This is a genomic window from Pseudaquabacterium inlustre (assembly GCF_038066595.1).
Classification (GTDB): Bacteria; Pseudomonadota; Gammaproteobacteria; order Burkholderiales; family Burkholderiaceae_C; genus Pseudaquabacterium; species Pseudaquabacterium inlustre.
On record NZ_JBBUTH010000001.1, the window covers coordinates 880,597 to 893,864 of the forward strand.

The following is a 13,268-nucleotide window of genomic DNA, read 5'->3' on the forward strand; positions in this document are numbered from 1 at the left end:
GGGCGATGGAGGCGGCGATCAGCGCGTGCCATTCGAGCCTCCGTTGGCTTGGGCCTGGGCGGTGTTCGCGGCGTTGGCGGCATCGGGCGCCTGCGACGCGTCTCGCCCGTCGGGTGGCGGCCGGTTCATCGGCAGTTGCGGAGTCGGCACGTTGCTTTCGGTCTGGGTGCGCTGCGGCATCGGCTCGGCGCCGGGTGCCGCGGTGCGCGGCTTGGGCGCCAGCTGGTTGGCACCGTCGGTGCCCTGCTGCGGCGAGGTCTGGGTGTTCAGGCCATGCGCCTTGCTGTCGAAGCGCAGCGCGGGGCCGCCCTGCTTCTCGGTCTCGGGCGCACGCACCTCGCCCTGGGCGCGGCGGGCCTTGACCTGCTCGAGCACGGTGTTGCTGCAGCTGCCTTCGATGAAGTCGGCACGGTGCAGCTCGCCGGTCTTCAGGTCCAGCCACAGGCTGCCGGCGTCACCCAGGTTGCGGTTGCTGCTGGTGGTCAGGCGGCTGCCGCGCGGCAGCGTGGCCGGATCCACCTTGATCACCGCACTGCGCGGCGGCAGGCCGCACACGCTGTACTTGCCCTCGGAGTCGCTGATCAGCGTGGTGCCATCGCTGAGCATCAGGCGCACGCCCGGCACGCCGAGCTCCTCGCGGTCCTGCACATGGTTGCCGTTGCAGTCGACGAACACCTTGCCCAGCACGCAGGCCTCGGTGGCGAACACGCCGCCGCTCACACGCACGGCATGGCGGCCCTCGTTGGTGGCCACGGCGCCACCCACCGGGTTGAAGCCGGCGTCCACGCAGCCGGCGGGCAGGCCGCAGGCATGGGCACGGGCGCGGTTGATGCCGTCACCCTGCTGGGCACCGACGCCGACGCGCACGCGGTACTTCAGCACCGCCTGGCCGCTGGGGCCGATGGCGCCCAGGTGGAAGGCCAGCGTGGGGCCCAAACCGCCTTGCGGGTCGGCGATGGCCACACCGTCCACCGTGGCCGTGCCGCGGATGTAGGTGAAGCCGGCCGGCAGGCGGTCGACCACCGTGGTCTGGCGCGGCTTCGGGCCGCTGGTGACCTGCACCGTGATGGTGTAGCGCACGCTGTCGCCCACCTCGGCCACCGACTTGTCGCCGGTCTTGCTCAAAGTGATGCCGGTCGGCAGCGCCGGGTCGATCGGGATGTGGTTGTTGACCACGTCGGGGCCGCCGGAGCCGGTCTGGATCGACAGGTAGTACGGCGTGTCGCTGCCGGTGGGCGGCGCGGCCGAGGGCTGCACCGCGAAGCGGGTGCCCGCGGCACCGCTGGGCACCAGCGGCCCGGCCAGGGGCGGCAGAGCCTGCGACGGGAAGGCATAGCCCGACGGCGGTGTGACCGTGATTGCGAAGGTGCAGCTGGCCGGCGCCAGCGGGCCGAACAGGAACTGGTACAGCCCGTTGTCGCCCACGGTCATCGAGATGGCGTTGCCGCTGACCGTGTAGCCGCCCAGCGTGGCACCGACGATCTGCGTCACCGGGTTCCAGCCGGGGCAGCTGCCGCTGGGGGCCAGCGTGACCACCGCCCCCGGCACCGCGGTGCGCGTGCCGGCGTCATAGACCACGCCGCTCGGATCGACCGGCAGGCTTTGCTGCGTGAGCTCCTGGCCCGGGGCCAGCACCACGCTCAGCTGCGCGTTGCCGCTGCCCACGCAGGAGGTGGCCACGCCCGCGGCCCGCGTGCCGGCCGGGCAGGCTGCGCCCGACGAGCCGGTCGCGGTCTCGCCATTGACCGGGTAGCCCATCACCACCTGCGACACCGGGTCACGGAAGCGCACGGCGTATTCGATACCGGGCGTCAGCTCGGTGATCTGGTAGCTGCCGTCGGTGGCGGTGGTGCCGCGGGCCACGATCTGGCCGCTCGCCGGATCCACCACTTCCACACCCCAGCCGGGCAGGCGCTTGTCGCCGGCATCGAGCACGCGGGTGCTGCTGCCGACGTCGAACCACACCGTGCCCGACAGCGAGGCGGCCAGTTGCACCGGTGCCGCGTCGCGGCAGGCGTTGTACGCCGGCACGCTGCCGCACAGCGGCAGGGCCGCGATGTTGCCGGCCATGGCCGCACGCTCGGCCGCGCTGGGTCGGCGCACTTCGAGCTCGCCACCGCCATCGACCATCACCGCGTTGTTCACCGGCGAGGCATGGGCCGCGGCGGCGCCCACCGTGGTGACGGCGGTGATGACATCGGCGCTGGTGCTGCCCACGCCGATCACGGTGCTGCTGCTGCAGCTGAACTGCGACGCACCCGCCGCGCCGGTGCACACCCAGCCGTTGCCGCTGGGCGTGGTGGCCAGGGTCACGCCGACAGGCAGCTGGTCGGTGACGGTGTAGGGGCCGCTGCTGGCCAGCTCGCCCACGTTGCGTACGCTGATGCGCCAGGTGGCCGCCTTGCCGACGGTGAAGATCGCCTCGTCATGCGTCTTGCGCACGCGCAGGTCGGGCGACTGGCCGATCTCGGCGAAGTTGTTGGCCACGCTCTCGCCGCCCGGCGGCAGCACGATGCCACTGATCGCCGACGGCGTGGTGCCCACGGCCGTGGCCGTGCCGCCCAGCGAGCCCGCCAGGGTCTGGCCGTTCAGCGTGCCGGCCGGCTGCGTGGGCTCGGTGACGGTGTAGGTGCCCGGACGCAGGCCCTCGAAGGCATAGCTGCCGTTGGCGGCGGTGGTGACCGTGAGGTTCACCGCACGGCCCAGGTCGTCGGTGCCGGTGAGCACCAGCGTGACGTTGGCGATGCCGGATTCGACGCTGTCGATGGCGCCGTTGTCATTGCTGTCGCCCCACACGCGGCCGGCGATGTGGCCGGCCAGCACTTCGCCGAAGTCGTTGGCGCTGGACACCTGCGCCACGCCCAGCGCAATGGCGCTGATGACGCTGGGCGTGCTGCCCTTGGCCGTGGCCGTGCCGCCGGTGGAGCCGGCGCGCACCTGGCCATCCACCGTGCTAGTGGGCTGGGTGGGCTCGGTCACCGTGTAGGTGCCGGGCGTCAGGGCCTCGAAGCGGTAGTTGCCCAGTGCGTCGGTGGTGGTGCTGCGGGTGACGGCCTGGCCGGTGGTGTCGGTGCCGGTCAGCGTCAGCGTGACACCGGCGATGCCGGTCTCGCCCGCATCGGCCGTGCCGTTGTTGTCACTGTCCAGCCACACGCGTCCGGTGATGGCGCTGTTGCTCGGGATCTCGCCGAAGTTGTTGGCCGTGGCGGCCCCGCCCGGCGTGGTGAGCACGATGCCGCTGATGGCGCTGGGCGCGGTGGCCTGCGCCGTGGCCGTGCCGCCGGCACTGCCCGGCACCGTGGTGCCGTTGCTGGTGCCGCCGGGCTGCGTGGGCTCGGTGACCGTGTAGGTGCCGGGGCGCAGGTCGGCCACGCTGTAGCTGCCGTCGGCGCCGGTGGTGACGCTGCGGCTGACCGCGGCGCCGGTGTCGTCGGTGCCAGTGATGCGCAGCGTGACGCCGGCGATGCCGGTGTCGCCGGGCAGGTTCTGCACGCCGTTGTTGTCGAGGTCGAGGAACACGGTGCCGCTGATGGCCACCGGCAGGATTTCGCCGAACTGGTAGGCCGTGGCATCGGTGCCGGCCGGCAGCGCGATGGCGCTGATGACGCTGGGCGTGGTGCCCGGCGCCGTGGCCGTGCCGCCCGCGCTGCCGGCCGTGCTGCGGCCGTTCAGCGTGGTGACGCTGGCGCCCGACACGGTGACCACCGGCTGCGCCGTCTGCTCGGTGACGGTGTAGCCGGCCGGGCCGGCGGCCAGCAGATCGGTGAACGACCAGTGGCCCGAGGCGTCGGTGGTGGTGCTGCGGTTCACCGCGTTGCCGGCGGCATCGGTGCCGGTCAGCGTGACGGTGACGCCGGCGATGCCGGTCTCGCCGCTCTGGCGCGTGCCGTCGTGGTTGGCATCGAGGTACACGCCACCGGCCAGCGAGCCGACGCGCTCACCGAACAGATTGCCCGCCGAGCCCGTGGCGGGCAGGTTGGTGATGGTGATGGCATTGGCCACCGCGCTGGCGCTGTTGGTGCCGGGGTTGACGCCGCCGTCGGCATAGCCGGCGGGCTGGGTCTCGCACACGGTGTAGGTGGCGCCGGCGGCAAAGCCGCTGAAGCTGAAGTTGCCGTTGCTGTCGCTGCGGGTGGTGGCCAGCGGCGTGCCGCTGCAGGCGGTGCCGGCATACAGCGTGAGCGTGACGCCCGCGATGCGGCCATCGGTGGGCGTGGCATCGGCCGCGCCATTGCGGTTGCGGTCGATGTAGACCGTGCCGCTGATCGGCGCCAGCGGCAGTTCGCCGAAGGTGTAGCCCGTGGCCTGCGTGCCGGCTGGCAGCACGATGGCACTGATGACGTCATTGACGGCCGTGCTGCCACCGGCCGAGCCGGCCGCCTCGCGGCCATCGGCAAAGGTACCCGCCGACGCCGGGATCGTGCCTTCGGTCAGCGTGTAGCCCGCGGCGCTGGACGGCGCCAGGCCGTCGAACGTGAAGTTGCCGTCGGCATCGGTGGTGGTGCTCAGGTTCACCGCGTTGCCATTGGCATCGGTGCCGCTCAGGCGCACCGGCACGCCGGCAATGCCCAGCTCGCCGCTGTTGCGCACGCCGTTGTCGTGGTGGGCCAGCGTGCCAGCACCGGTGTCCTGGTAGACGCTGCCGCTGATCGCGGCCAGGGTCTCACCGAACAGGTGGCCCGACGAGCCGCCGGCCACCAGGTTGCTGATGCTGATCTGGTTGCTGCCGGCCGTGCCATTGGCGTTGCCGTTGCCGTAGCCGGCGGGCTGTGTCTCGCAGACCAGGTAGTTCTGGCCGACGGTGACGTTGTCGAAGCGCCAGCTGCCATCGGCGGCGCTGGTGGTGGTTTGCAGCACGGTGCCGCTGGCGCAATCGGCGCCCTGCACCAGGCGGATGGTGACGCCGCCGATGCGCGTGCTCTCGCCGCTGCCCAGCGCGTTGTCGCGGTTGGCATCCAGGTAGACCAGGCCGCTGATGCTGGTGAGCGGCACCACACGCTCGCCGAAGTTGAACAGCGTGCCGTCCACCCCGGCCGACAGGTCGATGCTGGCGATGCGGTCGGTGCCGCTGGCCGGCGTGTCGGGCTGGGCCGTGCAGCCGCTGGCGCAGGCCGCACCGCCGATCAGGCCGGGGTTCAGGCCCGAGCGCTGCAGGTTGGCCGGGCTGGCGGGCAGCGGCTCTTCCAGCGTGTAGGCGATCAGCGGATCCAGGCCGGTGAAGGCATAGGCGCCGCTGGCATCGGTGGTGGTGGTGGCCACCACGGCACCGGTGCTGGCGTTCAGCAGGCGCACGGTGGCGCCGCTGATGCCGGTGTCGCTGCCGGCATCGCGCGTGGCATTGGTGTTCAGGTCCAGGTACACGAAGCCCGACAGGCTGGGCTGGCGCAGCTCGGGGAAGTGGTACTGCGTGGCCGCGGTGTTGGCCGGCAGCACGATGGCGCTGTAGCTGGAGTTGCCGCTGCCGCCGGTACCCGCGCTGTAGCTGCCGCCGGCCGTGGGGGCCAGCGCGCCGCTGGTGGGCGGCGCCACCGGGCCGTTCACGTAACCCGCGGGTTGGGTTTCGGTGACGGTGTAGCCGTTGGCGTCCGACGGCGACAGGCCGCTGAAGCTGTAGTTGCCGCTGGCGTCGGTGGTGGTGGTCTGGCTCACCGCGTTGCCGTAGGCATCGGTGCCGGTCAGCGTCAGCGTCACGCCGGCGATGCGCGGCTCGCTGGCGGCAGCCTGGGGCACACCACCACTGCTGCCGCTGCGGTCGCGGTCCTGGAACACGGTGCCGCTCACCGAGCTTTGCTGCACCTGCACGGTGGCCGTGCCGGTGTTGTTGCCGCCGGGCACGTCCATGGCACCGGTCTTGTTGGGATCGGTGTCCACCGTGGCGCTGTTGCTGGCACTGCCGCCCGTGGGGAAGCTGGTGAAGCGCACCGGCACCGTGATGGTGGCGGTGCCATCGGCGTTCAGCTGGCCCAGCGCGCAGCTGATCGCGCGGCCGGCGACCGTGCAGGTGCCGGTGGTGGTGGTGGCCGTCGGCGCCGAGCTGGTCCAGGTCACTGGGCCGGTGGCCTCGCTGCCCACCGGCAGCGTGTCGCTCAGGTCGGTCTGCAGTGAATTGCCGGGGCCGCGGTTGGCCACGGTGATCACCCAGTTGAAGGGCTGGCGCATCTGCACCGGGCTGGCGCTGGCCGCCTTGGTCACGCGCAGGTCGATGCGCTGGCGCGTGGTGGTGGTCTCGGTGACGGTGTCGTTGTCGGTGCGCGTCTCGGGTTCGTTGGCCGACACGGTGACCTGGTTGCTGAACACGTCGCCACGCGGGGCGGGTGTCTGGTTCACCTGGAAGCGCAGGAAGATGTCCTTGCTCTGGCCGCTGGCCAGTTCGCCGCGGCCGCTGCCGGTGGTGGCGGTGCCGGCCGGCACATCGCAGGTGAAGGCCGGGATGGCCGTGCCGGTGCCCGACTGCACATTGCTCACCGAGCACAGCGGCGGGCTGTTGCAGGTGGCGCCGCCGGCCACCGTGGTGTCGCAGACGAAGGTGACGGTGGCGGTCGACGGCGGCGTCATGCGCTCGGTGATCCGCACGTTGGTGCCGTACGAGGGGCCGGCGCTGGTCACGCGCACGCGGTAGTTGATGAAGGTGGCGTTGTCGGTATAGGGCACCGGGTCGCCGGTGCCGCCGATCACCAGGTCGGGCACGTCCACCTTGTTGACCAGCAGGTCGATGGCCGCGGGGTTGACCGCCAGCGTGGCGCTCTGGCTGTTGTTGCCGTTGTCGCCGCCGGCCGGGTTCTCGGTGCTGCTGGTGGTGATCTGGGCGATGTTGGTGAAGCTGCGCGCCAGGTTCGGCGCCAGGAAGTTGGGCCGCACCACCAGCGTCACCGATTCGGTCTGGCCATCGGCCAGTGTGCCGATGTCGCAGGTGAACGCCGGTGCGGCCGGGGTCAGCTGCGCGCCGGCGGCGATGCTGCAGGTGGAGCCCGAGCGGCTGCTGGCGATCGACACCACGGTCAGGCCGCTGTCGCCGGCCGGGAAGCTCATCGTGTCGGTGATGCGCACGTCCTGCGCCACCGACGGACCGTTGTTGCGGTACGAGAGCGTGTAGGTGGCGTTCTCGCCGGCCCGCACGGCCGCGGGCAGCACCGTCTTGCCGGTCATCTGCACATCGGCGATCGGTGCGACGCTGAGCGTGTCGGACGCGCTGTTGTTGCTGGCGTCCGGGTCGCCCTCGGCGGTGTTGCGCACCGTGGCGGTGTTGGTGAAGCTGCCGTCGCGGAACGGGCGGTTCACGGTGATCGGCACCGTGACGGTCTCGCCCCGGGCCAGCACGCCGCCGGTCTGGGTGCAGGTGACCGTGGCCCCCGACACCGCACAGCCGAACACCGCCGTGCTGCCGCCCGACACGGTGGCCACCGGGGCGGTGATCGTGGTGCGGCCCGAGATGTACAGGCCGCTGGGCAGCGTGTCCTCGATGACCACGCCGGTGGCGCCCTCGGCCGTGGCCGAGGCGTTGCTGACCACCAGCGTGAAGGTGGCGCTGGACTCGCTGAGCGAGACGCTCTTGTCGCCGCCGGTGGGCGTGCTGGTGGTCTTGGTGATCGCCAGATCGGGCCGCACGGTGGTGGACGTGGCGCTGGCCGAGGCGCAGTCGTTGGCGCTGTTCAGGTCGCCCTCGACCGGCGGGCTGGCGCTGGCCGCGCTGCCGGCCGGCACGCTGGTGCCGGTGCAGGCCACGTTGCCCAGGCTGCCGGCCACGGTGGCCTGGGTGATCAGCGTCAGCGTGGGCAGGCTGGCATTGACCGCCAGGCCACCGCTGTTGGCGTGGTCGCACACCACGTCCTGGCCGCTGGGCACGCAGCTCCAGCCGGTGCTGCCGGCGCCCAGGCCCACATAGGTCTCGCTGCCCAGGCGGTCGATCACGCGCAGCGGGCCGGTGGCCCGCAGCGGGCCGTTGTTGCGCACGGTGATCGTGGTGCTCAGGTTCGATCCCAGGGCCACCGGGTTGGGGGTCTTGGACTTGCTGAGCCCCAGGTCGGCGCTCTGCGGCAGCACGTTGATGCTGGCCGTGCCGGTGTTGTTGCCGGGCGCCGGGTCGGCGGTGTCGGCCCCCACCGTGGCGGTGTTGGTGTAGCTGGCGCCCGACCCGACCGCGGCGTTCGACGGCGCGGTGGCCACCACGGTGATGTCGTCGGTGGCCGTGGTGGGCAGGCTGGCGCGCGTGCAGCGAATGACCTGGCCGGCCGCCGTGCAGCTCCAGCCGGTGGCCGTGGCCGAGACGAAGGTCCAGCCCGCGGGCAGCGTGTCGGTGACCACGGCGTTGACCGCCGTGGCCGGGCCGGCATTGCGCGGCTGCAGCCGGAAGCTGACATCGCTCTCGGCCGAGGCCGGCGTGCCCGAGGTCACCGACTTGGTGACGCGCAGGTCGGCACCCGGCGTCACCGTGGTGTCGGCCGTGGCGGTGTTGTTGCTGTTGTCGGGATCGGCCGTGCCGCCGGCCGAGGCCGGCGCCACCGTGGCGGTGTTGGTCACGGTGCCGCCCGCGGCGTTCACGGTACCGATCAGCGTGACCGGCGGGATGGCGGCGCCCACCGCATGCGGCCCGGCGCGGTTGCAGGTGACCACGCCCGCGGCGTGGCTGCAGGTCCAGCCGCTGCCGCTGGCCGACACGAAGCTCACCGACGGCGGCAGGTTGTCGGTGATCACCAGGTTGCCCGAGGCATTGGGCCCGGCATTGGCGGCGGTCAGCGTGTAGGTGACGTTGGCGCCCCCCACCACCGGCTCGGGCGCGGCGGTCTTGGCCAGGCTCAGGTCACCGCCCTCGCGCACCGTGGTGTTCTGGGTCAGCGTGTTGTTGCCGCTGTTGACGTCGTTGTCGGACGTCAGCACGGCCGTGGCGTTGATGGTGTCGGGGCCCGGGCCCAGGGCGCGCCAGGTCAGCACGATGCTGCGCACGTCGGCGCCCAGCGCCGCCACGGTGCCCAGGTTGCAGTCGATCTGCGTGGCGGTGGTGGCCACGCAGTTGGCACTGGCCGGCGCGGCCGACACGAAGCTGGCCCCCGCCGGCACCGTGACGCGCAGGCGCACCTGGGTGGCCGCGTCCACGTCGTTGTTCACCACCGTGGCGGTGTAGGTGTAGCGGGCGCCGGCCACCACCGGGTCGTCGTCGACGAAGGACGACAGCTGCGGATCGGCGGCCAGCGCCATCGTCGGCAACGCCCCCGCCAGCATCACCAGACCACGCCATGCCGCCACCCAGCGCTGTTGCGCGGCCCGACCGCCCTTGCGGATTGCCTCGATCACCGTACCACTCCTGCGGCCAGGCCGCACCGGCCCCTGGGTGGCAGGCTCAAAGGCCGGCCGCCAAGAAACACTTCTTCATGCAAAGGGGGCGAATGCTAAAAGCCATGCAGGGATTTCTTGACAAATTCCAGCCCCATGACAGGCCATTCATCAGAAAAACGGCATTTGCTGACAGAATCAGCCAGATATGATCTGAAGATCGGCGCATCCCGATCTGGCGCCGGCACGCCGCTGGCGGTCACCGCCGCGGCATAAGATGCCGGCATGACCCGCGCCGATGCCATGGGCCTGCTGCTGTCCTTCATCGCCCGGCTGATCACCGGCGCGCAGGGCCACTGGAAGGGCTGCCCGCCCAAGGCCGAGCAGCGCATCTACTTCGCCAACCACCAGAGCCACCTCGACTGGGTGCTGATCTGGGCCGCGCTGCCGCGCGAGCTGCGCGCCACCACGCGCCCGATCGCCGCGAAGGACTACTGGACCAGCAGCCCGTTCAAGCACTGGATCACGCGCGAGGTGTTCAACGCGGTGTACGTGAACCGCCAGCGCACCGATGACCAGGACCCGCTGGAGCCGCTGCTCGAGGCGCTGGCCAAGGGCGATTCGCTGGTGATCTTTCCCGAAGGCACGCGCAGCAACCGCGGCCTGCCCCAGGCTTTCAAGAGCGGGCTGTACCACTTGGCGCGGCAGTTTCCGCAGGTGCCGCTGGTGCCCTGCTGGATCGACAACGTGCAGCGCGTGATGCCCAAGGGCGAGGTGGTGCCGGTGCCCATCCTGTGCACCGTGACCTTCGGCGCGCCGATCACGCTGGGCCAGGTGGACGGCGTGCCCGAGGACAAGGCCGCCTTCCTGGCCCGCGCGCGCCAGGCGGTGATCGACCAGCAGCCGCCCGGATCGCCGCTGGGCGACGGTCGCGAGGCGCAGGCATGAGCTGGCTGCGCAGCCTGGATGCGCGCGAGCAGGTGGCGCTGCTGTTCGTGGTGCTGTTCGGCGTGCTGGCGCTCAGCAGCGCGGCCATGGGCCTGCTGGCACTGCGCGAGCGCGCGGCCCCGGCACAGCGCCGCTTCGAGCGCGCCCAGCGCGACCTGCGCGCGGTGTGGATCGGCGCGGTGGTGTTCTGGCTGGCCTGGGTGTCGGGCGCGGCCGGGGCCACGGCGCTGTTCGGCGTGATCTCGTTCCTGGCGCTGCGCGAGTACATCACGCTGGTGGCCACGCGCCGCAGCGACCACCGCAGCCTGATCCTGGCCTTCTTCGTGGTGCTGCCGCTGCAGTTCGTGCTGGTGGGCTGGCGGCGCTTCGACCTGTTCTCGGTGTTCATCCCGGTCTACATGTTCCTGGCCATCCCGGTGATCAGCGCGCTGGCCGGCGACCCCGAGCGTTTTCTCGAGCGCAACGCCAAGATCCAGTGGGGCATCACGGTGTGCGTGTACGGCCTGTCGCATGCGCCGGCCCTGCTGCTGCTGAACTTCCCGAAGCTGCCCGACCGCGGCGCCTTCCTGCTGTTCTTCCTGGTGATGGTGACGGCCGCCGCCCAGCTGGCGCAGGAGGCCGCCAGCCGCCACCTGCGCAGCCGCCCGCTGGCGCGGCACATCGACCGCGACTTCTCGGCCCGCGCCTGGGGCCTGGGCGTGCTGGCCGGGGCGCTGCTGGGCGCGCTGCTGTTCTGGATCACGCCGTTCAAGATCGGCCAGGCGCTGGTGATGGCCGCGATCGCCGGCGGCGCCGGCACGCTGGGCGACTTCGTCATGCGCGCGCTGAAGAAGGACGCCGGCGTGCGCTGGTGGGGCAACGAGAGTTCGGTGACCGGTGCCGTGGGCCTGCTCGACCGCGTGGCGCCGCTGTGCTTTGCTGCGCCGGTGTTCTTCCACTCGGTGCGCTGGTATTTCCAGCTGCAAGTTTGAAGGTGACACGCCCCATGCGAATCCTGGGCATCGACCCCGGCCTGCAGCGCACCGGCTTCGGCGTGGTGGACATCGACGGCCCGCGCGTCAGCTACGTGGCCAGCGGCACCATCAGCACCGCCGAGGCCGCGCGCGGCAACCTGCCGGCACGGCTGAAGCTGATCTTCGAAGGCGTGACCGAGGTGCGGCGGCGCTACGAGCCGCAGGCCGCCTCGGTGGAGATCGTGTTCGTCAACGTCAACCCGCAGAGCACGCTGCTGCTGGGCCAGGCGCGCGGCGCGGCGCTGGCCGCGCTGGTGGCCGGCGACCTGCCGGTGGCCGAGTACACCGCGGTGCAGATGAAGAAGGCCATTGCCGGCCACGGCCTGGCCAACAAGGCGCAGGTGCAGGAGATGGTGATGCGCCTGCTGCAACTGCCCGGCCTGCCCGGCAAGGACGCCGCCGACGCTTTGGGCCTGGCCATCGTGCACGCCCATGCGGCGCGCCATCTGGCTGCGCTGGGCAGCGCGGGCGACCTCTCGCCGCGCAGCCAGGGCCAGTATCGGCGCGGCCGGGCGGTCTGATGTCGGCACCCGGCGCCGCGGGTACGCGACGCCACCCGCACACGGGCTACATCAGCGCGCGCATGCCGTCGATCACGCGGCCGAAGATCCAGACGTTGAAGGTGCCCAGCACCACCACGATGCACCAGCGGTACAGCGCCTTGGCGCGCGCCAGCGGCACCGGCTCGCCGGTGGTGATGTGCAGCACGTAGTTGACGGCGGCGGCCACGGCGGTCAGCAGCAGCAGCGTCCCACCCACCCAGAACAGCTTCATCGCGCCACCCCCGTCACAGCGCCACGGCCAGGCGCTCGAGCACCAGCACGCCGAAGAAGCCCAGCGCCGCGATCAGCGCCCACTTGAGCACCAGCAGTCCGCGCCGCCGCCACACCGCCTGGCGGGTGCCGATGGACATCGCGAAGCAGAACAGGCTGGCGAACAGCAGCAGCCCGAAGACGAGGCGAAAGACGAGCATGCCCCGGATGTTGCCCTGAAAACGCGACCGCCGACGGGCTGCCGCGCTGGCGCCACACTCGGGGGCCCGTCACCGGCCGGTCGTCACCAGGCCGGGGCCAGTTCGGCGAAGCCCGCCGGCGCCTGGCGCTCGTCGTCGAAGCTCACCAGCTCCCAGGCCTCGGGCCGCTCGAACAGGGCGCGCAGCAGCAGGTTGTTCAGCGCGTGGCCGCTCTTGTAGGCCACGTAGTGCGCCAGCATCGGGTGGCCGGCATTGAACAGGTCGCCGATGGCGTCGAGGATCTTGTGCTTGGCGAACTCGTCGTCGTAGCGCAGGCCGTCGGCATTGAGCACGCGGTTGTCGTCCACCACGATGGCGTTGTCCATGCTGCCGCCCAGCGTCAGGCCGCGGCTGCGCATCAGCTCCACATCCTTGGTGAAGCCGAAGGTGCGGGCGCGGGCGATGTCGCGCTTGTAGCGGCCCGAGCCCATGTCGAACACCACGCGCTGGCCGGTGGCATCGACCGCCGGGTGGTCGAAGTCGATCTCGAAGCTGAGCTTGAAGCCGTGGTACGGCTCCAGCCGCGCCCACATCAGGCGCTTGCCTTCGCCCTGGCGCACCTCCACCGTCTGCTTGACGCGGATGAAGCGCTTGGGCGCGCCCTTCTGCACCTCGATGCCTGCGCTCTGCAGCAGGTACACGAAGCTGGCCGCCGAGCCGTCGAGGATGGGCACTTCATCGGCGGTGATGTCGATCACCAGGTTGTCCAGCCCCAGGCCGCAGCAGGCGCTCATCAGGTGCTCGATGGTCTGCACCTTGGGCGCGTCGGGCTGGCCGCCAGCCGAGATGGTGGAGGCCATGCGCGTGTCGCTGACCGAATCGGGCCGCACCGGAATCTCCACCGGCTGGGCCAGATCCACGCGGCGGAACACGATGCCGGTGTCGGCCGGCGCCGGTCGCAGCGTCAGCTCCACCTTCTGGCCGCTGTGCATGCCCACGCCCACGGCGCGGGTGATGGATTTGAGGGTGCGTTGGGCGAGCATCGCGGCCGATTGTCCCGCATCGCCGCCGCGCGCGCCGGGCGGTGC

General features: G+C 71.6%; 7 protein-coding genes. 3 read left to right on the forward strand and 4 right to left on the reverse strand.

Annotated features, from left to right (window positions below; genetic code table 11):
• Positions 1-18: 18 nt before the first annotated feature.
• Complete coding sequence (locus AACH10_RS03790) at positions 19-9,288, reverse strand: SdrD B-like domain-containing protein (protein ID WP_341409022.1); 9,270 nt, start codon at positions 9,286-9,288, stop codon at positions 19-21.
• Between the two features lie 264 nt (positions 9,289-9,552).
• Between AACH10_RS03790 and AACH10_RS03795 the strand changes: the two genes are divergently transcribed.
• Genes AACH10_RS03795 through ruvC form a run of 3 tightly spaced genes read left to right on the forward strand, consistent with a single transcriptional unit; the run spans position 9,553 to position 11,749 of the window.
• Positions 9,553-10,215 carry a lysophospholipid acyltransferase family protein gene (locus AACH10_RS03795; RefSeq protein ID WP_341409023.1) on the forward strand — a complete coding sequence of 221 codons (663 nt, stop codon included), beginning with the start codon at positions 9,553-9,555 and terminating at the stop codon, positions 10,213-10,215.
• Positions 10,212-11,186: a phosphatidate cytidylyltransferase gene (locus AACH10_RS03800; RefSeq protein ID WP_341409024.1), complete on the forward strand. Its 975-nt coding sequence runs from the start codon at positions 10,212-10,214 to the stop codon at positions 11,184-11,186. Before AACH10_RS03795 ends, AACH10_RS03800 begins: the two co-directional genes overlap by 4 nt.
• 14 nt (positions 11,187-11,200) lie before the next feature.
• Positions 11,201-11,749 (forward strand): crossover junction endodeoxyribonuclease RuvC, encoded by a 549-nt coding sequence (ruvC, locus tag AACH10_RS03805; RefSeq protein WP_341409025.1) that lies wholly within the window; start codon positions 11,201-11,203, stop codon positions 11,747-11,749.
• Between the two features lie 46 nt (positions 11,750-11,795).
• On the opposite strand, the gene AACH10_RS03810 is transcribed toward ruvC, so the two are convergent.
• The 3 genes from AACH10_RS03810 to lpxC form a co-directional block, all read right to left on the reverse strand.
• Entirely contained in the window at positions 11,796-12,002 is a 207-nt protein-coding gene (locus tag AACH10_RS03810) for a hypothetical protein (RefSeq protein WP_341409026.1), read from the reverse strand.
• Between the two features lie 13 nt (positions 12,003-12,015).
• Entirely contained in the window at positions 12,016-12,201 is a 186-nt protein-coding gene (locus tag AACH10_RS03815) for a hypothetical protein (protein ID WP_341409027.1), read from the reverse strand.
• Between the two features lie 83 nt (positions 12,202-12,284).
• A complete protein-coding gene (gene lpxC / locus AACH10_RS03820) occupies positions 12,285-13,223 on the reverse strand; it encodes a UDP-3-O-acyl-N-acetylglucosamine deacetylase (protein ID WP_341409028.1) in 939 nt (312 codons plus the stop codon).
• Between the last annotated feature and the right edge of the window lie 45 nt (positions 13,224-13,268).

Bases quoted from the DNA above. Each gene is read 5' to 3' on its own strand.
- AACH10_RS03795 (WP_341409023.1), top strand. From the start codon at position 9,553: ATGACCCGCGCCGATGCCATGGGCCTGCTGCTGTCCTTCATCGCCCGG.
- AACH10_RS03800 (WP_341409024.1), top strand. From the start codon at position 10,212: ATGAGCTGGCTGCGCAGCCTGGATGCGCGCGAGCAGGTGGCGCTGCTG.
- ruvC (WP_341409025.1), top strand. From the start codon at position 11,201: ATGCGAATCCTGGGCATCGACCCCGGCCTGCAGCGCACCGGCTTCGGC.
- AACH10_RS03810 (WP_341409026.1), bottom strand. From the start codon at position 12,002: ATGAAGCTGTTCTGGGTGGGTGGGACGCTGCTGCTGCTGACCGCCGTG.
- AACH10_RS03815 (WP_341409027.1), bottom strand. From the start codon at position 12,201: ATGCTCGTCTTTCGCCTCGTCTTCGGGCTGCTGCTGTTCGCCAGCCTG.
- lpxC (WP_341409028.1), bottom strand. From the start codon at position 13,223: ATGCTCGCCCAACGCACCCTCAAATCCATCACCCGCGCCGTGGGCGTG.